A 21000-nucleotide genomic window follows, 5' to 3' on the forward strand; every position below is an offset into this window, starting at 1 on the left:
CCGTACGCCCCGGGCCCTGGGGCGGGCCGCCTGGGCGGGACAGAATGGCCGCGATGAAGCAGCTGCACCCGACGCACACCGACGCCCACGCCGGCTGGTCCCTGGTCGTACCCCTGAAGCCCCTTGCCCTGGCGAAGAGCAGGCTCGCCGCGGCGGCGGGAGCGCGGCTGCGCCCGCGGCTCGCGCTGGCGTTCGCCGAGGACACGGTGGGGGCGGCGCTGGAGTGCGGGCGCGTGCGCGATGTGGCGGTCGTCACGGACGATCCGGCGGCCGGCGCGGCCCTGGCGGCCCTGGGGGCGCGGATCGTGCCGGACTCGCCGGCGGCGGGGCTGAACGCGGCGCTCGCCCACGGGGCCCGCGCCGTGCGGGCCGGGCGTCCGCACGCGCGCGTGGCGGCGCTCAACGCGGACCTTCCGGCGCTGCGGCCCGCGGAGCTGGCCCGGGTCCTGGACGCGGCCGGCAATTTTCCGCGGGCATTTCTCGCGGATGCCGCCGAAATCGGTACGACATTCCTCTCGGCCGCTCCGGGGGTGGAATTGGAACCGGCATTCGGGGGCGCGTCGAGGCTGCGGCATTTGTCTTCGGGGGCGGTGGAAATCCGGCTCGACGGGGTGGATTCCGTACGCCGGGACGTGGACACCGGGGAGGATCTCGCGGCGGCGCGGGCCCTCGGGCTCGGTCCGCGGACGGCCGCCCGGTGGCTGACGGCGGCCGGATAGGCTGCGGTCCATGCAGGCGACCGCGTTCACGTACGACCCCGACACCCGCAGCGGCAGTGTGCTGCTCGACGACGGCACCCCCGTGGCGTTCGGGGCGGAGGCCTTCGAGGCGGGCGGGCTCCGGCTGCTGCGGCCGGGGCAGCGGGTGCGGATCGAGGCCGATCCCGGCACGTCGGGCGCCGGCCTGCGGATCACCCTGGTGACGCTGCAGACCTTCTGAGACGCCCGGCGGGTCGGTACCGCGCGTCCTACTTCTTGGCGGCGGTCTTCTTGGCGGTGGTCTTGCGCGCCGTCGTCTTCTTGGCGGGCGCCTTCGTCGCCGTGGCCTTCTTCGCGGCCGGCGCGGTCTTCTTGGCCGTGGCCTTGGTCGCCTTCTTGGCGGCGGCCGTGGTGGTCTTCTTGGCGGCGGCGGAGGTCTTCTTCGCGGCGGCCGTGGTGGCCTTCTTCGCCGGCGTCGCCTTCTTGGCGGCCGTCGTGGTCTTCTTCGCGGGCGTCGCCTTCTTTACGGCGGCCGTGGTCTTCTTCGCCGGGGTCGCCTTCTTCGCGGCGGCCTTCTTGGCGGTGGTGGCCTTCTTGGCGGCGGCCTTCTTCACGGTCGCGGAGGCGCCACCGGTGAGGCTGCCCTTGGGGGCCTTCTTGACGGAGACCTCGCCGCCCTTGGGGAGCTTCTTCGAGCCGCTGACCAGGTCCTTGAAGCCCTGACCTGCACGGAAGCGCGGGACGGAGGTCTTCTTGACCCGGACGCGCTCACCCGTCTGAGGGTTGCGGGCGTAGCGGGCCGGACGGTCGACCTTCTCGAACGAGCCGAAACCCGTGACCGAGACCCGGTCACCGGCCACCACGGCACGCACGATGGCGTCGAGCACGTGGTCGACGGCTTCGGCGGCCTGCTGACGACCGCCCATCTTGTCGGCAATCGCTTCTACGAGCTGCGCCTTGTTCACGTCTTCCCCTTCGGAGACATTGCCAGAACGAAAGTGTTCAAGCTTTTTCGCACGTTAGGCATGTATATACCGCAAATCAAACACGAAACGGTCTAATCACCCTAGTGCCGCAACGCAGAAGTCCCGTTGCGGAGTTCCTGGTGTCAGTCGTCCTCTGGGAATCGGCCCTCGTCGAGGTCCTTCATCAACCGGTCGAGACGCGTTGCCGCGTCCTGGAGATCGTGCTTCGCCGCTGCCGTGACGACCAGCAGCTTCCGGGACAGCGCCATCCTTACGCCCTCCGGGACTTGCAGTGAGCGCACCCTTGTGTGCGCTTCCTTCAATCGGGCGGCGACTGCCTCGTAGAGCTCGAGTTGGCTGTCGCGTTCCATGCACCGATTGTGCCATCTAGGGCGAGTTGTCGCCCGACAGGGTCTCAACAAGCGACTGCGCCCCCCACCGGGCGGTGGGGGGCGCAGTCTTGGAAAAGCGCTGCTCAGACCGTAATTGTACGGGGCTTGTAGGCCGGTCGAGCCGCCTCGTAGGCCGCGATGTCGGCTTCGTTCTGAAGGGTGAGGCTGATGTCGTCGAGGCCGTTCAGCAGACGCCAGCGGGCGTTCTCGTCGAGCTCGAAGTCGGCGTCGATCCCGGCGGCCAGGACCTTGCGGGCCTCCAGGTCGACGGTGATCTCGGCGGTCGGGTCGGCCTCGGTCAGCTCCCAGAGGGCGTCCACCGTCTCCTGCGGGAGGACGACGGTCAGCAGGCCGTTCTTCAGCGAGTTGCCGCGGAAGATGTCGGCGAAGCGGGCGGAGATGACCGCCTGGAAGCCGTAGTTCTGGAGCGCCCAGACGGCGTGCTCGCGGGAGGAGCCGGTGCCGAAGTCGGGGCCGGCGACCAGGACCGAGGCACCCTGCCGCTCGGGGCGGTTGAGGACGAACTCGGAGTCCTTGCGCCAGGCCTCGAAGAGCCCGTCCTCGAAGCCGTCGCGGGTGACCTTCTTCAGCCAGTGCGCCGGGATGATCTGGTCGGTGTCGACGTTGCTGCGGCGCAGCGGGACGGCCCGGCCGGTGTGCGTGGTGAAAGCTTCCATGGTTCCTCAGACCCCCGCGGTGGTGGCGACGTCGGACAGATCGGCCGGGGAGGCCAGGTGACCCAGGACGGCGGTGGCGGCGGCGACCTGCGGGGAGACCAGGTGCGTCCGGCCGCCCTTGCCCTGCCGGCCCTCGAAGTTGCGGTTGGAGGTGGACGCGGAACGCTCACCCGGCGCCAGCTGGTCGGGGTTCATGCCCAGGCACATCGAGCAGCCCGCGTGACGCCATTCGGCGCCGGCCTCCTTGAAGACCTTGTCCAGGCCCTCCTCGACGGCCTGCAGGGCGACCCGGACCGAGCCGGGGACGACCAGCATGCGGACGCCGTCGGCGACCTTGCGGCCCTCCAGCAGGGAGGCCGCGTTCCGCAGGTCCTCGATGCGGCCGTTGGTGCAGGAGCCTACGAAGACGGTGTCGACCTGGATGTCCCGCAGCGGCTGCCCGGCGGTCAACCCCATGTACTCCAGGGCCTTTTCGGCGGCCAGGCGCTCCGAAGCGTCTTCGTACGAAGCCGGGTCGGGGACGTTCGCCGAAAGCGGCGCGCCCTGGCCGGGGTTGGTGCCCCAGGTGACGAACGGCGCCAGGGAGGCGGCGTCGATGACGACCTCGGCGTCGAAGACCGCGTCCTCGTCGGACTTCAGGGTCTTCCAGTACGCGACGGCGGCGTCCCAGTCCTCGCCCTCGGGGGCGTGGGCGCGGCCCTGCAGGTAGGCGAAGGTGGTCGCGTCGGGGGCGATCATGCCCGCCCGGGCGCCGGCCTCGATCGACATGTTGCAGATGGTCATCCGGGCCTCCATCGAGAGCTTCTCGATGGCGGAGCCGCGGTACTCCAGGATGTAGCCCTGGCCTCCGCCGGTGCCGATCTTGGCGATGATCGCCAGGATCAGGTCCTTGGCGGTGACGTCCTCGGGCAGCTCGCCGTCGACCGTGATCGCCATGGTCTTCGGGCGGGCCAGCGGCAGCGTCTGGGTGGCGAGCACGTGCTCGACCTGGCTGGTGCCGATGCCGAACGCCAGCGCGCCGAAGGCGCCGTGCGTGGAGGTGTGGGAGTCGCCGCAGACCACGGTGGCGCCCGGCTGGGTCAGGCCCAGCTGCGGTCCGACGACGTGGACGACGCCCTGCTCGACGTCGCCCAGCGGGTGCAGCCGGACGCCGAACTCGGCACAGTTCTTGCGGAGGGTCTCCAGCTGCGCGCGGGAGACCGGGTCCGCGATCGGCTTGTCGATGTCGAGGGTCGGGGTGTTGTGGTCCTCGGTGGCGATGGTGAGGTCGAGGCGCCGCACCTGCCGGCCGTTCTGCCGGAGGCCGTCGAAGGCCTGGGGGCTGGTCACCTCGTGCAGCAGGTGCAGATCGATGAAGAGGAGGTCGGGCTCGCCCTCGGCGCGCCGGACGACGTGGTCGTCCCAGACCTTCTCCGCGAGTGTCCTACCCATCGCTTTCCCTCCGGCCGACGTCTACGCCGGCACAACTAGAGACCCGTTCCGCGGGCCGTTGTGCGGCCGCATCACCAGGGTCACAGGTTCCGAGAAAAATTGAACTTGCGTTTCACAGAGTGAGACGCGAATATCGTTGCATGGACAACTCTAGCGGCGTAGGCGTTCTCGACAAGGCAGCCCTTGTCCTGAGCGCCCTGGAGTCCGGTCCGGCCACCCTCGCAGGACTGGTCGCGGCGACGGGACTCGCACGACCCACGGCACACCGACTGGCCGTGGCACTGGAACACCACCGGATGGTGGCGCGTGACATGCAGGGCCGGTTCATCCTCGGACCGCGGCTGGCGGAGCTCGCCGCCGCGGCCGGCGAGGACCGCCTGCTCGCGACCGCGGGCCCGGTGCTGACGCATCTGCGCGACGTCACCGGCGAGAGCGCCCAGCTCTACCGGCGCCAGGGCGACATGCGCATCTGCGTGGCGGCGGCCGAGCGGCTCTCGGGCCTGCGGGACACGGTCCCGGTCGGCTCGACGCTGACCATGAAGGCCGGCTCGTCCGCGCAGATCCTGATGGCCTGGGAGGAGCCCGAGCGGCTGCACCGCGGCCTCCAGGGCGCCCGCTTCACGGCGACGGCCCTGTCGGGCGTACGGCGGCGCGGCTGGGCCCAGTCGATCGGTGAGCGGGAGCCGGGCGTCGCGTCCGTCTCCGCGCCCGTACGCGGCCCCTCGAACCGCGTGGTGGCCGCCGTGTCGGTCTCGGGTCCGATCGAGCGCCTGACGCGCCACCCGGGCCGCATGCACGCCCAGGCGGTCATCGACGCCGCCGCCCGTCTCTCCGAGGCTCTCCGCCGCAACGGCTGAGCTCCTCCGTCCCTCCTGTTCGTACCGGCCCACCGCTCCAACGCCGCAGCGGTGGGCCGGAGTTGTGTGCGCCGTGATCCCGAACAGCGAAGAAGCCCTCCCCCGAAGGGAAGGGCTTCCTCGTCTTGTACCCCCGACCGGATTCGAACCGGCGCTACCGCCTTGAGAGGGCGGCGTGCTAGGCCGCTACACAACGGGGGCCTTGCGGATCAGATCCGCGGTGCAGATGAGCTCTGCGAGCTGGCCTACCTGGACTCGAACCAAGAATGACGGTACCAGAAACCGTAGTGTTGCCAATTACACCATAGGCCATGGTGGTTAAACCGTACCCCCGACCGGATTCGAACCGGCGCTACCGCCTTGAGAGGGCGGCGTGCTAGGCCGCTACACAACGGGGGCCCTAGCGATCCTGCATCGGGTTCACCGGGTGCGACCCAGGTGATCCCGCGGGAAGGATCTGTACCCCCGACCGGATTCGAACCGGCGCTACCGCCTTGAGAGGGCGGCGTGCTAGGCCGCTACACAACGGGGGCTTCGTGGATGCCATCCACAGGTGCAGATGAGCTCTGCGAGCTGGCCTACCTGGACTCGAACCAAGACTAACTGAACCAGAATCAGTCGTGCTGCCAATTACACCATAGGCCACCGGAACGTGATCACTTCGAGAAGGGATCCTGCTCGGCTTGCGCTTCCGGGGCTTTCCGGCCTCTCGGCCCGTTTCCCTCGGCGCAGGAAGAACATTACCCGAAGGTGGACGGTGCTCCAAAACGCGTATCCGCACGCAGCAGCGCGGGCAGCCGGTGGAGGTCGGTGATCCGGGACAGCTCGGGCCTGCCCCCGGTGTCCGCGCGGTCCAGCCAGATCCCCCAGAGCCCCGCCTCCACGGCTCCCCTGGCGTCGATGTCCGGCTGGTCCCCGACGTAGGCCACCTCGTGGGGGCGCAGGTCAAGGGCCGTGCAGGCGGCGTGGAAGGCCTCCGGGGCGGGCTTGGCCACGCCGAGCTCGGCGGCGCACAGCACGGCCTCGAAGCGGTCCCGCACGCCCAGGGCGCGGAGCTTGTGCTCCTGGTTGTGGATGCTGGAGTTGGACAGAACTCCGTGACGGTAGTCACGAGCCAGTAGGTCCAGGACGGGCACGGTGTCGGGGAACAGCTCCCAGGCGGCCTCGTAGTGGACGACGTACCGGTCGAACCAGTCGTCGGCCTCGGCGGCGGTGAGCTCCGGCCGGGAGAGGAAGTCCCGCACGCGCGCGCGTCGCTGGTCCCGGAAGTCCCCGCCCTCCGCCTCGTACCGGCGCCAGTGCAGCTCCGTGAGCTCCTTCCAGCGCCGCAGGGCCTCCTCGGCGGAGCCCCACGCGTCGAGCAGCCCCTCGGCGGCGAGGTGCGCCCGCATCCCGGTCCGGTCTGCGCTCGCGTAGTCGAAGAGCGTGTCGTCGATGTCCCAGAGCACCGCGCGGATGGCCATGGGTACGACGTTAGCGCTCCGGGGGGCGATCCGGTCCGGGCGGACGACCCGGGCCGGTGCAACGGCCGGTCCCGGTCGGGCAACAGCCATCGCCCCGGCCCGGGTCGGGGACGGCGTCAGGGGCGGAGCCCGCCGCGCCGGCCCCGACGGCGGGCCCCGACGGCGGGGTCCGACGGCGGGGTCCGACGGCGGCCGGGAGGTGATCCCGCGCGGGCTCAGCGGCGCAGCGCCTCCGCGGGCTGGATGCGGGCGGCCCGCCAGGCGGGGTAGAGGCCCGCGAGGACGCCGGTCGCCAGACCGATCGCCGGGGCCGCGAGGGCGGTGCCCGGGTGGATGACCGGGGTCCAGTCGCGGACCACGGCCACCGCCACCACGGTCAGCACGCCCATGGAGGTGCCGACCATGCCGCCCAGCGCGCCCAGCGCGCCCGATTCGGCCAGGAACTGCACGGTGATGTGGCGGCCGCGCGCGCCCAGGGCCCGGCGCAGACCGATCTCCCCCGTGCGTTCCAGGACGGCGACCAGGGTGGTGTTGGCGATGCCGACGGCGCCGATCACCAGACAGATGCCCGCGAGGAGCAGGAACAGCCGGTTCAGGTCCTCGCCGACCTCGCCCCGGAGCGCCTTGGGGTCCGGCGGCGGAACGACCTTGAAGTACTCCGGGTGGTCGGGGCGCAGCGCCGTCGCCGCCTCGCCGGCGATCTGCGGGGCCGCGCCGAGCCGGGTGGAGACGAGCATCCGCGCGCCGCCGTCCTCGGGCTCCCCCCAGATCCGCTGCGCGGTGGTGTGCGGCACCACGACCGAGAGCAGCAGATCGGCCTTGCGGTCGGCGCCCGCGAGGACGCCGGTGACGGTGAACGGCCGTCCGCCGATGAAGATCGCCGGGCGGGTCTCCAGCGTGGTGATGCCGAGCCGGTCGGCGACTCCCGCGCCGATGACGGCCACCGGCGCCGCGCCGCGCGAGGCGTAGCCGTCGTAGAGGCGTCCCTCGGCCAGCCGGACGCCGGCGGCGCGGAACACGCCCGGCGAGGCGGCCACGACCTCGACGGCCTCCGTGGCTCCGGCGTCCCCGAGGACCGCGGAGGCCCGTACGGACTCCTCCGGCCGGAGCCGGACCGGCCAGTAGACCCCCGCGTGCGCGACGCCGTTCAGGCGCTCGATCCGTCGGTCGGCGTCCGCCGGGAAGGCCGGTCCGGCGAACTCGTCCTGTGCGCGGGCGACGTCCTCGACGGTCACCTCGGTCGCGCTGAGGGCGTTGAAGCGGGTGTCGATCTGCGAGGAGGTCGTGGCCGTCAGGCCGAGGATCGCCACGAAGGTCCCGACGCCGAGCACGGTGCCGAGGGCGGTGAGCGCGGAGCGCCCGGGCCGCTGCAGCATGCCCGCGACGGACTCGGCGAGCACGTCGCGCCCGCCGAAGACGGAGGGCGCGACGCGTCCGCCGCGCGGTGCGCGCCTCATGCGGTCACCTCGTACGCCTCGTACGCCGTGGGCCGCGTGGTGCTGAGCACCCCGTCCCGGATGGTGACCGTGCGCGCGGCACGGGCGGCGACCTGCGGGTCGTGGGTGATCACCAGGACCGTCATGCCGTCGGCGTGCAGGGACTCGAGCAGGGCGAGCACCGAGTCGGCGTTCGCGGTGTCGAGGTTGCCGGTCGGCTCGTCGCACAGCAGCAGGGAGGGCCGGGTGACCAGGGCCCGGGCGATGGCCACCCGCTGTCGCTCGCCGCCGGACATCCGGGTGGGAAGGGCGTCGACGCGATGGCCGAGGCCGACCTGTTCCAGCGCCTCGCGGGCGCGGGCGGCACGCTCCCGGCGCGGGACGCCGTTGTAGACGAGGGCGATCGTGACGTTCTCCAGGGCGCTGCGCTGGGGCAGCAGGTGGAAGGACTGGAACACGAAGCCGATGCGCCGCCCTCGCAGGGCGGTGAGGTGGGCGTCCCGGAGCGTGCCCGTGTCGATGCCGTCCAGCAGGTACGTCCCGGTGGTGGGGGCGTCCAGCAGGCCGGCGATGTTGAGGAAGGTGGACTTGCCCGAGCCCGACGGGCCCACGACGGCGACGAAGTCGCCCCGCGCGACGGTCAGGTCGCAGGGCCGGAGCGCGGCCACGGGAGGCGGGCCGGGGTAGGTCAGTCCGACTCCGCGGAACTCGATGACCGGCTCGGGTACCGGTGCGGGCAGCGGCTCGTCCGCCGGCGCGGCGACGACGCTTCCACGGCCCGGGGAAAGGCTCTCCGTCACGGAGTGCTCCTCTCGCGCGTCACTCCCGTGATCACCTGCTCCCCCGGGGCCAGCGCGGCGCCGCCCGTCGGTGCGACGGCGACGTAGCCGTCGCCCGCCGTGCTCGTCCGTATCTCCACCCTGCGCCGCCCGCCGCCCGGCTCGGCCACCGTCACGGTGGTCCGGCCGTCCGCGCCGGAGCTGATGGCCGTGATCGGAACGACCAGCGCCTTGCCGGCGGTCGAGGCGGCGACGACGGTGACGCGTACGTCCTGACCGGTCAGGTCGGCGGCGAGCGGGGTGCCGGGGGTGATCTCCACGAGCCGGCCGGTGAGCCCCGGGCCCGTCTGGGCGGCGCCGCCCTGGGCTCCCTGCCCCTCGCCGCCGGTCGCACCGGCCTGGAGGGGAGCGTCGGAGACGCCGGTGACACGGCCCTCTGCGGACGCGCCGGTCACTTCGGAGTAGATCTCGGCCTCGCTTCCCGGCCGGATGAGGTCCTTCTGGTACTCGGGGACCCGTGCGTGGACGACGAGCCGGCCGGCGGACAGCTTCATGGCGGTGCCGGTCGCCTCACCGCCGACGCGGGCGGCGACCGAGTCCACCCGGGCCGGGAAGCTCTTCAGGAAGACCACTTCGGCCGCGGGCAGCATCGGTCCCGCGGCCGCCTCGGCGGCGGCGAGCTTCGTCCGCGCGGCGGCCAGGTCCTCGCGGGCCCGGTCGACGGCCTTCCGCCGGGCGGCACCTCCGTCGTCCGAGGCGGGTGGGGCCGCCGAGGCCGAGGCGGACGCCGACGGCCGCGGCGCGTCCCCGGAGCCCGCGGCGTCCGCGGCGTCCCCGGAGCCCGCGGCGTCCGCGGCGTCCTCCAGTGCCCGTTCCGCGGCGGTGACCCGGTCGCGGGCGTCGCCGACGGGGTCGTTCCCGCCCTCCTGCGTCGCGGACACCGGGTCGTAGCCCATCGTCCGGTAGAGGGCGTCGAGTGCGGCCTTGGTCCCGTGGCCGAAGCGGCCCTCCGCGTCGGTGCCCACCGGGTGGCCCAGCTCCGCGAGCGCGCGCTGGAGCTGTCGCACGTCGTCGCCGGTGCTGCCGGGGCGCAGGTCGCGGTAGACGGGCAGGCTGCCCTTCAGCGCGAACACGAGACGCCCGGAGACCTCCATGAGGACCTGTCCGGGGCGCACGGTGTCCCCGGCGCGCACGGGGAGCTTGGTGATCACCGAATGGGCCGCGCCCTGGCCGGCGGGGACCTGGGGGACCACGTCGACGGTCTGGTCGGCGACCACCTCCCCGCGGGTGATCACGGAGGAGGTCAGCACCCGGTGCTCCACCGGCGCGGTGAGGACATCGGGTGCGGGTGCCGCGGCCTCCGCGGCGGCCTGCGCGGGCGACTTCACGAGGAGCGCCGCACCGAGCCCGCCGGTCGTGGCGAGCACGGCGCCGACGGCGACGGCGAGGACCCATCGGCGGCGCCGGGCCACTCCGCCGGGTTCCGCCGCGCGCTCCTCCGGCTCCGGGCCGGCCGGCCGCCCCACGACCGTCACGTGCTCCACGACCGCCACGGCGCCCTCGTCCTGCGTCATCGTCGTCCTTCGTCGTATCACCGGTGGGTGGGTGCGGCCGCCGCGAACGGGGGCGCGGCCGGGTGCACGAAAGGGGACTCCGATGAGCGAAGGGCAAGCCTCCGACCCGGCGAGCCACCGTAAACCTGCAGGTCAGGCGCGTCTACTGTCCTCAGGGACAGTAGACACCGAGGGTCGCCCATGATCCACTTCGCCGTCGCAAGATCTCCACAATCAAGGAACAGGGCGGAAATGAACAAGCGTGTGATGAAGGCGGCGGTCGCGGCGACCGCGGCGGCCGGTTTCCTGCTGGGCACCGCCGGCACCGCGTCGGCCTCGAACTTCGACGACGGCATCCTGGAGTCCGGAGAGTTCGGCCTCTACTACAACTCGGGCACCGCGGGCTGCGTCACGGACCCGGGCCCGGACAACAACTTCTCCGACAACTGGTTCAAGGACCCGTACGGCGTCAACTGCGCCGGTGAGGGTGCGGGGACGAACGACAACACGGCGTCGTACTGGAACCGCTCCGTGTTCACCTACTACGTCTTCACCGACGCGTACAAGGGCGGCGTCCGGGGCTCGCTTCCCGTCGGGTACTCGGGCAACGCGTCCGACACCTTCAAGAACAAGATCTCGTCGGACTCCATCACCTCCTGACGATGCGCCACCACCACCTCGCTGCCGCCGTCGTCGTCCTCGCCCTGGCGGGCTGCTCCGCCACCGGCTCGGACGGTGCCGGCGGAAGCGCCGAACCACCGGTCGGCGCCGTGCCCACGATGCTCCGGACCACGGACGTGAGCTTCCCGCTGGACGCCTACGAGGCCACCCTCGCGCAGCAGAGCACACTCGGCCGGGCGCAGAACGTGCTCATCGGCCGGTGCATGACCCGGCTCGGTTTCGCCTACCAGGCCCCCGAGCCGCCCGCCGTACCGACGACCGGTGCCAACGCCCGGGTCTACGGCGTGACGGACCCGGAAGCGGCCGCGCGCTACGGCTACGCGAACCCGCAGGAGCCGGACGCCCCCGCGCGGGCCGCCGCGGCGAAACCGCCGACGCCCGCGGAGGAGCTGGCGCTCGGCGGAAGGAAGGACCTGAAGCCGGGCGACCTGCCCGCCACCCTGGAGGAGGCGGAGAAGGCCGGCGGAAGCGACGGGACGCTCAACGGGCAGAAGGTGCCCGTGGGCGGATGCTCCCGCGAGTCGTTCCTCCGGCTCTACGCCCGCAGGGCGAACGAGGTCGACATCCTCTTCGTGTTCAATCTCAAGAGCGAGGCCGAATCCAAGGCCCGTGAGGACTCGCGGATTCGCGCGGTCGACAAGAGCTGGTCGGCGTGCATGGCGCAGGCCGGCTACACGGTCCGCAACCCGATGCGGGCGCCCCACGAGCTGAGCCTCGGCGACGCCGAACTCGGCGGCCCGCGGGGGATCACCGCGGCCAAGGCCGACGTGCGCTGCAAGCAGCGGACCAACCTGGTCGGCGTGCACTACGCGGTGACGACCGCCTACCAGCGGCAGCTGATCGAGCAGAACGCGGAGACGCTGTCGCTCGCCAAGGAGCAGGTGGACAGCAGACTTAAGCTGGCGGCCGCTCTGACCCACTGACCGCGTCGGACGACCGGTCGCCGATCTCCAGAGGAACGATGACGACCGCATGCAGACTGTGCCGTCTCCCGGAGCCCCTGCGCTCCATGATGGGGACGGCCCTGTCGTGTCTGCCCACGCTCACCGCCCGGGAACACCAGATCCTCGCCCAGCTCGTCATGGCCTCGGAGTCCGAGGACGTGGCGCGGCGGCTCGGCATCTCGGTGCGGACGGTGAAGTTCCACATCGCGAACCTGCGCAAGAAGCTGGGCGGACTGAGCCGGTTCCAGCTGTGCCTGGTCGGTGTGATGGATCTGATGCAGTTCTCGGACGGCGCCGAGTTCTGCGCCGGGCTCTGCTCCACGCATGACACGAGGACCGCGCTCAGGGCCGGGTGAGACAGGCCTGGCGGAGCGACGGAACGCCCGAGGGGCGGCAGCCACGGGCTGCCGCCCCTCGTCACGTGTCCGGTGTGCGTCAGGCCGCGAGCTTCGCCAGGGCCGCGTCGACGCGGGCCAGGGTCTTCTCCTTGCCCAGGATCTCCAGGGACTCGAAGAGCGGCAGGCCGACCGTGCGGCCGGTGACGGCGACGCGGACCGGGGCCTGCGCCTTGCCGAGCTTGAGGCCGTGGGCCTCGCCGGCGGCCAGGACCGCGTTCTTCAGGGACTCGGGGTCGTTCCAGTCCGCCGCGTCGAGCTTCTCGCGGGCGGTGGTGAGCAGGGCCGCGGGCTCGCCCTTCATCGCCTTGTCCCACGAGGGCTGGTCGAAGACCGGCTCGGCCAGGAAGAGGAAGTCCACGTTGGCCGTGATGTCCGAGAGGACGGTCAGGCGGGTCTGGGCGTGCGGCGCGATGGCCTCCCAGGCGGCCTGGTCGAAGTCCTCCGGCGCCCAGGGGGCGTGCGGGGCGCGGAGCCAGGGCTCGCAGGCCGTGGCGAAGGCCTTCACGTCCAGCATGCGGATGTGGTCGGCGTTGATCGACTCGGCCTTCTTGAGGTCGAAGCGCGCCGGGTTCGCGTTGACGTCGGCGATGTCGAACTTCGCCACCATCTCGGGGATGGTGAAGAGGTCCTGGTCGGCCGAGAAGGACCAGCCGAGGAGCGACAGGTAGTTCAGGAGGCCCTCGGGGAGGAAGCCGCGCTCCCGGTAGAGGTTGAGGGAGGCCTGCGGGTCGCGCTTGGAGAGCTTCTTGTTGCCCTCGCCCATGACGTACGGCAGGTGGCCGAAGGAGGGGATCTCCTTGGCGATGCCCAGCTCGATCAGCGCCTTGTAGAGCGCGACCTGACGCGGGGTGGAGGAGAGCAGGTCTTCGCCGCGCAGGACGTGGGTGATCTCCATCAGGGCGTCGTCGACCGGGTTGACCAGGGTGTAGAGCGGGGCGCCGTTGGCCCGGAGGATGCCGTAGTCCGGCACGTTCTCGGGGGTGAAGGTGAGCTCGCCGCGGACCAGGTCGGTGAAGGTGATCGGCTCGTCGGGCATCCGGAAGCGGACGATCGACGCGCGGCCCTCGGCCTCGTAGGCCGCCTTCTGCTCGTCGGTGAGGTCGCGGCAGTGGCCGTCGTAGCCGGAGGGGCGGCCGGCGGCGCGGGCGGCCTCGCGGCGCTCGTCGAGCTCCTCGGTGGTGCAGTAGCAGGGGTACGCGTAACCGCCGGCGAGCAGCTTGTCCGCGACGTCCTTGTAGATGTCCATCCGCTGGGACTGGCGGTACGGCTCGTGCGGGCCGCCGACCTCGGGGCCCTCGTCCCAGTCGAGGCCGAGCCACTTCAGGGAGTCGAGCAGCTGGTTGTACGACTCCTCGGAGTCGCGCGCAGCGTCGGTGTCCTCGATGCGGAAGACCATGGTGCCCTCGTTGTGCCGGGCGAAGGCCCAGTTGAAGAGAGCGGTGCGGACCAGGCCCACGTGGGGGTTGCCGGTCGGCGAGGGACAGAAACGGACGCGGGGGGGTGCCCCCTGCTCGAGCGAAGTCGAGAGCTTGGGGGAGTTCGCGTTAGCCACGCTTGATCACCTTATTGGTGAGAGTGCCGATGCCTTCGATGGTGACGGCGACCTCGTCGCCGACGTTGAGGGGGCCGACCCCGGCGGGGGTGCCGGTGAGGATGACGTCGCCGGGGAGCAGCGTCATGGCCTCGGTGATGTGGACGACCAGGTCCTCGATGGAGCGGACCATGTCGCTCGTGCGACCCAGCTGGCGCTGTTCGCCGTTGACCGTGGCCTGGATGGTCAGGTCGCTCGCGGCAGCGATGCTCATGTCCGTCTCCACCCAGGGGCCCAGCGGGCAGGAGGTGTCGAAGCCCTTGGCGCGGGCCCACTGCTTCTCGCGCCGCTGGACGTCGCGGGCGGTGACGTCGTTGGCGCAGGTGTAGCCGAAGACGACGTCCTTCACGCGCTCGCGGGGCACCTCGCGGCACATGCGGCCGATGACCACGGCCAGTTCGGCCTCGTGGTGCAGCTCGTCGGAGAAGGAGGGGTACTCGATGGCGTCGCCGGGGCCGATCACCGAGGTGGTGGGCTTGAAGAAGGCGACGGGGACGTCGGGGACCTCGTTGCCGAGCTCGGCGGCGTGCTCCGCGTAGTTGCGGCCGATGGCCACGACCTTGTTGGGGAGCACCGGCGGCAGGAGCCGTACCTTGCTCAGCGGGACCTTGGTGCCGCTGAGCTCGAAGTCGGTGTACGGGATGCCCTTGATGATGTCGAGGACGAGGCCGCCGGACTCGACGGTTCCCTCGCCCTCGACGGCGCCGAAGGCCACATTGCCGTCGATGGAGAATCTGGCGATGCGCACGAGTGCTGTCGCCCCTCACTTGGTACTGGCTGGAGTCTGACGCTCCAGGCTAACGCGGCGGGGCGGCGGCCGACCTGCGATGTCGCCGGGGGCGGTGACGTGCGTGACGCGGGTGGTGTCCCGCGTCACGGTCAGCGGGACGCGGTGGCGTACGGCTGGGGCTGGTACGGAGCCGGGGCCTGCATCAGGACGGTGCGGCGCGGGTTGGCCGTGTTGCCCGGGAGCTCGACCGCGTACTCCGGCTGGGCACCGCGGCCGAGTTCTGCGGCGTCCGTGAGGTGGACGAGGGTGGAGCGGCGGGGGTTGGCCGTGGTGCGGAGCGTCGTCGTCTTCATCGCGGTGATCAGACCTTGTTCCGGGACGGGCGCCCGTACGGGCGCGAAGGGGTGTAAAGCGTCAGGCTAAACATGCGATTCCCTTCGAATGCATGGCTGAGACATCGATTCTCGTGTGAGTTTGCTCACCACACGCGATACATTCCGGGCATTACGGACGGTCGCCGGTCATCACGGAAAGGGACATTCCGCCACTGAATGAGCTATTCCGCTCCTGATCATGGCGACTGGGACACACGGGGATGCCCGACCATTGGACGGGAAAAGTCCGAATCCTCCGTGATCATCTTCTACATGGGGTGACAACCCGTGCACACGTTGTCATACCCCTCCCGACACGACACGCGGCCCTTGTTGGAGATCCGGCACTGTGCTGGAATTCCACGCACCGCCGCGGGTTTCAAGCCGGCGCGCAGGAGGCGCGACGCAGCGCCGGCCGAGTGGCGGGGAAGGGGGAACTGCGCCGGTCACCGACGACCACCTGGGGCGCTCCACGCGCCCCGATTGACGCCGACACCGTCCTCTCCGCTCACCCGGAAGGACGCCTGGTCCAGAGGTTGCGACGCTAGTGCAGGGACGTTTCAAGAGGGATGGCTCGGGGTCTCCCCAGGCCCGTCAGGGCCGAGCGGATGCTCCGGAGCAGGAACCGCGTGCCGGGACCGACCGCGGTCCCTCGGCCCCGCACACCCCGAACCAGGGTCAGGGTCCGTCCGGCGAGGGCGGTGACACGGGCAGGCGCGGCAACGCCGCCAAGCCCGCCGAGCCCTCCGCCACACCCCCCAAGGTCCGGGCCGAGAACGAGGTCGGGCCTCGAATAGCCCTGCGCAACTGGCGCATCTCCACGCGCCTGGTCGCGCTCCTCACCCTCCCCGTGGTCGCCGCGACCACCCTGGGCGGCATCCGCATCAGCGACTCGCTCCAGGACATGGAGCAGCTCGACCACATGCAGCTGCTCACCAAGCTGACCCGTGAGGCGACCGACCTCGCGCAGGCCCTGCAGGCCGAGCGCGACCTGTCCGCCGGCCCGCTGGCCAACGGCCGCCCGGTCAGCGACTACCAGGTCGCCAACCCGCGCCGGAAGACGGACCGCGAGTACAAGGCCTTCCTCGACGCCACCGAGGACATCCCGGCCACCGAGGGCGACGAGGCGCTGCGCAGCATCCGCCAGAACGTCAGCCAGATCGCCTCGCAGGTCACCGAGCTCCACTCCATCCGGGGCAGCGCCTACGAGAAGGGCGTGTCCCACTCGGTGACGGTCGAGGCGTACAGCCGCCTCATCCGCTCGCTCCTCAGCCTGTCCCAGGACATGGCGCAGGCGACCAGCAACCCCGAGATGATCAAGCGGACCCGCGCGCTCGCCGCGTTCTCGTCCGCCAAGGAGTACGCCTCCATCCAGCAGGCGATCATCGCGGCCGCGCTCCCGCCGAGCGACCGGACCCCCGGCAGGATCCAGCAGGGTGACCGCCTCTACGGCGAGGCCGCGCTCAACAGTGAGGGCGTCGAGCTCAAGTCCTTCCAGGCGATCTACGAGTCGACCGGCGGTGACGCCGCCGAGCGGACCGAGTCGCTGAACAACGGCGACCCGTCGATCAACGCCGCCAACAAGTACGCCGAGCGCGTGCTGAACTCGGACAGCGCGATGCCGGAAGGCCCGCGCCGCGGTCACCTGAACTTCACCGACGAGTACAGCACCAAGATCACCGCCATGAACCGCATCGAGCGAGGTCTGCTCGGTGACATGGAGACCATGGCCCGTGAGCTGAAGCAGGAGTCGCAGCGCGACGCCATCATCAACGGTGCGCTGATCCTCCTCGTCCTCGGCGTCTCGCTCATCGGCGCCTTCGTCGTGGCCCGGTCCATGATCCGCTCGCTGCGCCGCCTCCAGGACACCGCGACCAAGGTCGCCCAGGACCGTCTGCCCGAGCTCGTCAAGCAGCTCTCCGAGTCCGACCCGCAGGACGTCGACACCTCCGTCGAGTCCGTCGGTGTGCACTCCCGGGACGAGATCGGCCAGGTGGCCGCGGCCTTCGACGACGTGCACCGCGAGGCCGTCCGCCTCGCCGCCGAGCAGGCCCTCCTCCGGGGCAACGTCAACGCGATGTTCACCAACCTCTCGCGCCGTTCCCAGGGCCTCATCCAGCGTCAGCTCTCGCTCATCTCCGAGCTGGAGTCCCGCGAGGCCGACCCCGACCAGCTCTCCTCGCTGTTCAAGCTCGACCACCTCGCGACCCGTATGCGCCGGAACGGCGAGAACCTCCTCGTCCTCGCCGGTGAGGAGCCGGGCCGCCGCTGGACCCGCCCCGTCCCGCTGGTCGACGTCCTGCGTGCCGCCGCCTCCGAGGTGGAGCAGTACGAGCGCATCGAACTGGCCGCGGTCCCGGCGACCGAGGTCGCCGGCCGGGTCGTCAACGACCTCGTGCACCTCCTCGCCGAGCTGCTCGAGAACGCCACCTCGTTCTCCTCCCCGCAGACCAAGGTCCGGGTCACCGGTCACGCGCTGCCCGACGGCCGGGTGCTCGTCGAGATCCACGACACCGGCATCGGCCTCTCCCCCGAGGACCTCGCCGCGATCAACGAGCGGCTCGCCTCGCCGCCCACCGTGGACGTCTCCGTCTCCCGCCGCATGGGTCTGTTCGTGGTCGGCCGCCTGTCCCTGCGACACGGCATCCGGATCCAGCTGCGCCCGTCCGACTCGGGCGGCACCACCGCGCTCGTCATGCTCCCGGTCGACGTCGCCCAGGGCGGCAAGAAGCCCATGCCCAAGCCGGGCGCGGGCGGCCAGGGCCAGATGCCGCAGGGTGCCTCCGCCCCCGGCGGCCGTCTCCCCGGCGGTCCCGGCGCGGCCGGTGGCCCCGGCGGCGGACGCCCGGGCCAGGGCGGTGCCCCGTCCTCGGCGGCCGGCCGGATCGGTGCCGGTCCCGCACGCGGCCAGGTCGGTGCGGGCGGTCCGCGGGCCGCGCTGCCCGCCCGTGACGGTGCCCCGCTCGCCGGCGGCCCGCAGGGCGCCCCGCAGTCACGGACCCCGCAGCCGCAGAACGCCCAGCTGGAGCAGACCGGTCAGCTGCCGCAGATCCCGGCGGCCCCGCAGGCTCCCCAGTCGCCGGACACGATGCGTCCGGGCCCCGGCGGTGGCGGCCTCATCGGCGGCGCCGCGAGCGCCATCCCGTCCCGCACGGACGTGTGGGGCAACCAGTCCGGCCCGCAGTCCGGACCCGGCCAGCAGCAGCCGCAGCAGGGCGGCCCGCAGGGCGGGTACGACTTCCCGCGCGCCGAGCTGCCCGGCGGCAACCCCCAGCCGCAGCGCCCGCAGGCCGCGAGCTGGGGCAACGACCCGCAGCAGCAGCCGGTCCGGCGCCCGCAGCAGGAGATGTCCCCGCTGGACGCCCCGCGCGGTCACGAGGAGCCGGAGGCCGCGAGCCCGTTCGGCGCCCCGGCGGCTCCGCAGGGTCCCGGTTCCACGGGCCAGTTCCCGCGCCCGGACTTCGGCGCCCCGCAGTCGCAGCAGCAGGGCCGGCCCCAGCAGCCCCAGGCCCCGCAGGCCTACCAGGGCGGCGCGCAGGACCCGGCGTCGACGGCGCAGTTCCCGCGCCCCGACTTCGGAGCCCCGCAGGGTCCCGGTTCCACGGGCCAGTTCCCGCGCCCGGACTTCGGAGCCCCGCAGCCGCAGCAGCAGCCGCAGGCCCCCCAGCCCCAGGCGTACCAGGGCCAGCAGCAGCAGTTCGGCCGGCAGCCCTACGTACCGCAGGCGCAGCAGCAGGCCCCCCAGGCCCCGGCGCCGCGTCAGCGGACCGGCGACGACTTCGGCGCCCCGCGCCCGGCCGAGCCGGTGCGCCAGCAGCCGCAGCAGCCGCAGCTCCAGCAGCCGCGCCGTCCGGAGGCCCTGCCGCCGGCCGGTGGCCCGGGCGACGGCCGCACCCCGCTGTACGACACGCTGGAGACCAACTGGTTCCACCAGGAGCAGGCCCAGCAGCAGGCGGACGTGACGCAGACGACGCAGACCCCGGTCGTCCCGCAGCCGTCCGCTCCGGCGCCCCGTCAGGGCGGCGACCCGGCCGCCGACGGCCGCCAGAACGGCGGGGCCGCCTGGCGGACCTCGCCCAACGACGAGCTGGTGCGCCAGGCGGAGCGGGTGCGCAAGCCCGCGGCCGGCGGCGTCACCACCTCCGGCCTTCCGCGCCGTGTGCCGAAGGCCAACCTCGTACCCGGGACCGCACAGGAGCAGGCCCACTCGGCCGGCCCCCAGGTCTCGCGTGCACCCGACGACGTCCGCGGCCGGCTCACCAATCTGCGCCGCGGCATTCAGCAGGGCCGCCAGGCCGGCAACTCGACCACGGGTAGCCACCACCTCGGTCCGAACCATCAGCAGGAGCGTTAGTTGAACGCGATGAGCCAGGCGGCGCAGAATCTGAACTGGTTGATCACCAACTTCGTGGACAACACCCCCGGGGTGTCCCACACGGTGGTGGTCTCCGCCGACGGACTCCTGCTGGCCATGTCCGAAGGATTCCCCCGCGACCGCGCCGACCAGCTGGCGGCGGTCGCATCCGGACTGACCTCGCTGACCGCGGGCGCGTCCCGGATCTTCGAGGGCGGACCCGTCGCGCAGACCGTGGTGGAGATGGAGCGCGGCTTCCTCTTCCTGATGTCCGTCTCGGACGGCTCCTCGCTGGCCGTCCTCGCCCACCCCGAGTGCGACATCGGCCTCGTGGGCTACGAGATGGCGCTGCTGGTCGACCGGGCCGGCAGCGTGCTCACCCCGGATCTCCGTGCGGAGCTCCAGGGCAGTCTGCTCCACTAGCGGTCACGTACACCGGACACCCGACCGACCGACCGACACCGACAGGGCGGTACGCCCCTCCGTACCGCTCTGCGCACCGTTCACCGTCCGGCCGCCCCACCCGGCCCCCCACCGGCCCCATCAGACGGCAGAAGTCTTGCTGTCACGCCCGGAGGATTCATGACCCCGCCCCCCGCCTCTCACGATCCGTACGGCTCCTCAGTCGACGAGTACGGACATGAGGGCGACCAGCCGCTGGTGCGTCCGTACGCGATGACCGGCGGCCGGACCCGGCCGCGCTACCAGCTCGCCATCGAGGCGCTGGTCAGCACCACGGCCGACCCGGCGCACCTCGCCACGCTCCTCCCGGAGCACCAGCGGATCTGCCACCTCTGCCGCGAGGTCAAGTCGGTGGCCGAGGTGTCGGCCCTCCTGTCGATGCCGCTCGGCGTCGCCCGGATCCTCGTGGCCGACCTGGCGGAGGCCGGCATGGTGGCGATCCACCAGCCGGGCAACGGAGAGACCGGCGGCACGCCGGACGTGACACTGCTCGAAAGGGTGCTCAGTGGACTTCGCAAGCTCTAGCGGCGGCGCGGCCAGATCGACCACCAGCGCGAAGATCGTGGTGGCGGGCGGCTTCGGCGTGGGCAAGACCACGTTCGTCGGCGCCGTCTCGGAGATCAACCCGCTGCGTACCGAAGCCGTCATGACCTCCGCGTCGGCCGGCATCGACGATCTGACGCACACCGGAGGCAAGACGACGACGACCGTCGCCATGGACTTCGGCCGCATCACCCTCGACCAGGACCTGATCCTGTACCTGTTCGGCACCCCCGGACAGGACCGCTTCTGGTTCATGTGGGACGACCTCGTACGCGGCGCCATCGGCGCCGTCGTCCTCGTCGACACCCGCCGACTCGCCGACTGCTTCCCCGCCGTCGACTACTTCGAGAACTCCGGCCTCCCCTTCGTCATCGCCCTCAACGGCTTCGACGGAGCCCAGCCCTACCAGCCCGAAGAAGTCCGCGAGGCCCTCCAGATCGGCCCCGACACCCCCATCATCACCACCGACGCCCGCCACCGCGCCGACGCCAAGAGCGCCCTCATCACGCTCGTCGAGCACGCCCTCATGGCACGGCTCAAGTAGAGGAGCGGGCCAGGGCAGTTGTCCTATGCCTCTGGCGGGGGCGGTCTGTGTCCTTCGACACGGCCGCCCACGCGTTCATAACGTTTCGACAGAGAATTGGGGCGCCTCGGACACCCGACGCATCCGAT

At 71.8% G+C, this 21000-nt stretch carries 21 protein-coding genes and 5 tRNA genes; 10 read left to right on the plus strand and 16 right to left on the minus strand.

The annotated features are described in order from the left end of the window. The first annotated feature begins 53 nt into the window (after positions 1-53). Together cofC and ACFV2S_RS13800 are read left to right on the plus strand one after the other, a co-directional pair. A complete protein-coding gene (gene cofC / locus ACFV2S_RS13795; RefSeq protein ID WP_385557492.1) occupies positions 54-719 on the plus strand; it encodes a 2-phospho-L-lactate guanylyltransferase in 666 nt (221 codons plus the stop codon). Between the two features lie 10 nt (positions 720-729). After that, a complete protein-coding gene (locus ACFV2S_RS13800; RefSeq protein ID WP_385557495.1) occupies positions 730-939 on the plus strand; it encodes a hypothetical protein in 210 nt (69 codons plus the stop codon). Between the two features lie 28 nt (positions 940-967). On the opposite strand, the gene ACFV2S_RS13805 is transcribed toward ACFV2S_RS13800, so the two are convergent. From ACFV2S_RS13805 to leuC, 4 genes are all read right to left on the minus strand, one after another. After that, the gene (locus ACFV2S_RS13805) at positions 968-1663 is read right to left on the minus strand and encodes an HU family DNA-binding protein (protein WP_385557498.1); all 696 of its coding nucleotides are present in this window, start codon (positions 1661-1663) and stop codon (positions 968-970) included. A 143-nt stretch (positions 1664-1806) separates the two neighbouring features. Then, the gene (locus ACFV2S_RS13810) at positions 1807-2034 is read right to left on the minus strand and encodes a hypothetical protein (protein ID WP_383797282.1); all 228 of its coding nucleotides are present in this window, start codon (positions 2032-2034) and stop codon (positions 1807-1809) included. A 104-nt stretch (positions 2035-2138) separates the two neighbouring features. Next, the gene (gene leuD, locus ACFV2S_RS13815) at positions 2139-2732 is read right to left on the minus strand and encodes a 3-isopropylmalate dehydratase small subunit (RefSeq protein WP_385557501.1); all 594 of its coding nucleotides are present in this window, start codon (positions 2730-2732) and stop codon (positions 2139-2141) included. Positions 2733-2738: 6 nt separating this feature from the next. Further along, positions 2739-4163 carry a 3-isopropylmalate dehydratase large subunit gene (gene leuC / locus ACFV2S_RS13820; RefSeq protein ID WP_385557504.1) on the minus strand — a complete coding sequence of 475 codons (1425 nt, stop codon included), beginning with the start codon at positions 4161-4163 and terminating at the stop codon, positions 2739-2741. A 140-nt stretch (positions 4164-4303) separates the two neighbouring features. Between leuC and ndgR the strand changes: the two genes are divergently transcribed. Beyond that, complete coding sequence (gene ndgR / locus ACFV2S_RS13825) at positions 4304-5020, plus strand: IclR family transcriptional regulator NdgR (RefSeq protein ID WP_005311436.1); 717 nt, start codon at positions 4304-4306, stop codon at positions 5018-5020. Positions 5021-5148: 128 nt separating this feature from the next. On the opposite strand, the gene ACFV2S_RS13830 is transcribed toward ndgR, so the two are convergent. From ACFV2S_RS13830 to ACFV2S_RS13870, 9 genes are all read right to left on the minus strand, one after another. After that, a tRNA-Glu gene (locus ACFV2S_RS13830) sits at positions 5149-5221 on the minus strand. A 39-nt stretch (positions 5222-5260) separates the two neighbouring features. Then, positions 5261-5332 (minus strand) — tRNA-Gln (locus ACFV2S_RS13835). Between the two features lie 14 nt (positions 5333-5346). Further along, positions 5347-5419, minus strand: a tRNA-Glu gene (locus tag ACFV2S_RS13840). 61 nt (positions 5420-5480) lie between these two features. After that, positions 5481-5553, minus strand: a tRNA-Glu gene (locus ACFV2S_RS13845). 40 nt (positions 5554-5593) lie between these two features. Next, positions 5594-5665: transfer RNA gene (locus ACFV2S_RS13850), tRNA-Gln, on the minus strand. Positions 5666-5760: 95 nt separating this feature from the next. Then, complete coding sequence (locus ACFV2S_RS13855; protein WP_385557508.1) at positions 5761-6483, minus strand: HAD family hydrolase; 723 nt, start codon at positions 6481-6483, stop codon at positions 5761-5763. A gap of 215 nt (positions 6484-6698) precedes the next feature. After that, positions 6699-7940, minus strand: coding sequence for an ABC transporter permease (locus tag ACFV2S_RS13860; protein ID WP_385557511.1), 1242 nt, complete (start codon positions 7938-7940; stop codon positions 6699-6701). After that, positions 7937-8659: an ABC transporter ATP-binding protein gene (locus ACFV2S_RS13865; RefSeq protein ID WP_385557757.1), complete on the minus strand. Its 723-nt coding sequence runs from the start codon at positions 8657-8659 to the stop codon at positions 7937-7939. The genes ACFV2S_RS13860 and ACFV2S_RS13865 overlap by 4 nt, the downstream gene beginning before the upstream one ends. 56 nt (positions 8660-8715) lie before the next feature. After that, entirely contained in the window at positions 8716-10272 is a 1557-nt protein-coding gene (locus ACFV2S_RS13870; protein ID WP_385557513.1) for a peptidoglycan-binding protein, read from the minus strand. A gap of 231 nt (positions 10273-10503) precedes the next feature. Here ACFV2S_RS13870 and ACFV2S_RS13875 point away from each other — a divergent pair, with 231 nt between their 5' ends. Genes ACFV2S_RS13875 through ACFV2S_RS13885 form a run of 3 tightly spaced genes read left to right on the plus strand, consistent with a single transcriptional unit; the run spans position 10504 to position 12232 of the window. Continuing rightward, positions 10504-10911, plus strand: a complete 408-nt coding sequence (locus tag ACFV2S_RS13875; protein ID WP_385557516.1) for a hypothetical protein — start codon at positions 10504-10506, stop codon at positions 10909-10911. Positions 10912-10913: 2 nt separating this feature from the next. Then, entirely contained in the window at positions 10914-11855 is a 942-nt protein-coding gene (locus ACFV2S_RS13880; RefSeq protein WP_385557519.1) for a hypothetical protein, read from the plus strand. Positions 11856-11893: 38 nt separating this feature from the next. Further along, positions 11894-12232: a helix-turn-helix transcriptional regulator gene (locus ACFV2S_RS13885; protein ID WP_385557522.1), complete on the plus strand. Its 339-nt coding sequence runs from the start codon at positions 11894-11896 to the stop codon at positions 12230-12232. A gap of 79 nt (positions 12233-12311) precedes the next feature. Here the strand turns inward: ACFV2S_RS13885 and gltX are convergent, their stop codons facing one another. From gltX to ACFV2S_RS13900, 3 genes are all read right to left on the minus strand, one after another. Further along, complete coding sequence (gltX, locus tag ACFV2S_RS13890; protein ID WP_385557525.1) at positions 12312-13826, minus strand: glutamate--tRNA ligase; 1515 nt, start codon at positions 13824-13826, stop codon at positions 12312-12314. After that, complete coding sequence (locus ACFV2S_RS13895) at positions 13819-14613, minus strand: fumarylacetoacetate hydrolase family protein (RefSeq protein ID WP_385557528.1); 795 nt, start codon at positions 14611-14613, stop codon at positions 13819-13821. The genes gltX and ACFV2S_RS13895 overlap by 8 nt, the downstream gene beginning before the upstream one ends. A 131-nt stretch (positions 14614-14744) precedes the next feature. Then, positions 14745-14948: a hypothetical protein gene (locus tag ACFV2S_RS13900; RefSeq protein WP_385557531.1), complete on the minus strand. Its 204-nt coding sequence runs from the start codon at positions 14946-14948 to the stop codon at positions 14745-14747. A gap of 568 nt (positions 14949-15516) precedes the next feature. On the opposite strand from ACFV2S_RS13900, the gene ACFV2S_RS13905 reads away from it, so the two are divergent. The 4 genes from ACFV2S_RS13905 to ACFV2S_RS13920 all read left to right on the plus strand — a co-directional run bounded on the left by ACFV2S_RS13905 (position 15517) and on the right by ACFV2S_RS13920 (position 20872). Beyond that, positions 15517-19323, plus strand: a complete 3807-nt coding sequence (locus ACFV2S_RS13905; RefSeq protein WP_385557534.1) for a nitrate- and nitrite sensing domain-containing protein — start codon at positions 15517-15519, stop codon at positions 19321-19323. A 9-nt stretch (positions 19324-19332) separates the two neighbouring features. Next, the gene (locus ACFV2S_RS13910) at positions 19333-19746 is read left to right on the plus strand and encodes a roadblock/LC7 domain-containing protein (RefSeq protein WP_030496942.1); all 414 of its coding nucleotides are present in this window, start codon (positions 19333-19335) and stop codon (positions 19744-19746) included. A 159-nt stretch (positions 19747-19905) separates the two neighbouring features. Next, positions 19906-20310, plus strand: coding sequence for a DUF742 domain-containing protein (locus ACFV2S_RS13915; RefSeq protein WP_121834079.1), 405 nt, complete (start codon positions 19906-19908; stop codon positions 20308-20310). After that, positions 20291-20872, plus strand: coding sequence for an ATP/GTP-binding protein (locus tag ACFV2S_RS13920; protein ID WP_017235981.1), 582 nt, complete (start codon positions 20291-20293; stop codon positions 20870-20872). The genes ACFV2S_RS13915 and ACFV2S_RS13920 overlap by 20 nt, the downstream gene beginning before the upstream one ends. Positions 20873-21000: the final 128 nt, after the last annotated feature.

Source organism: Streptomyces sp. NPDC059695 (genome assembly GCF_042733785.1).
GTDB lineage: Bacteria > Actinomycetota > Actinomycetes > Streptomycetales > Streptomycetaceae > Streptomyces.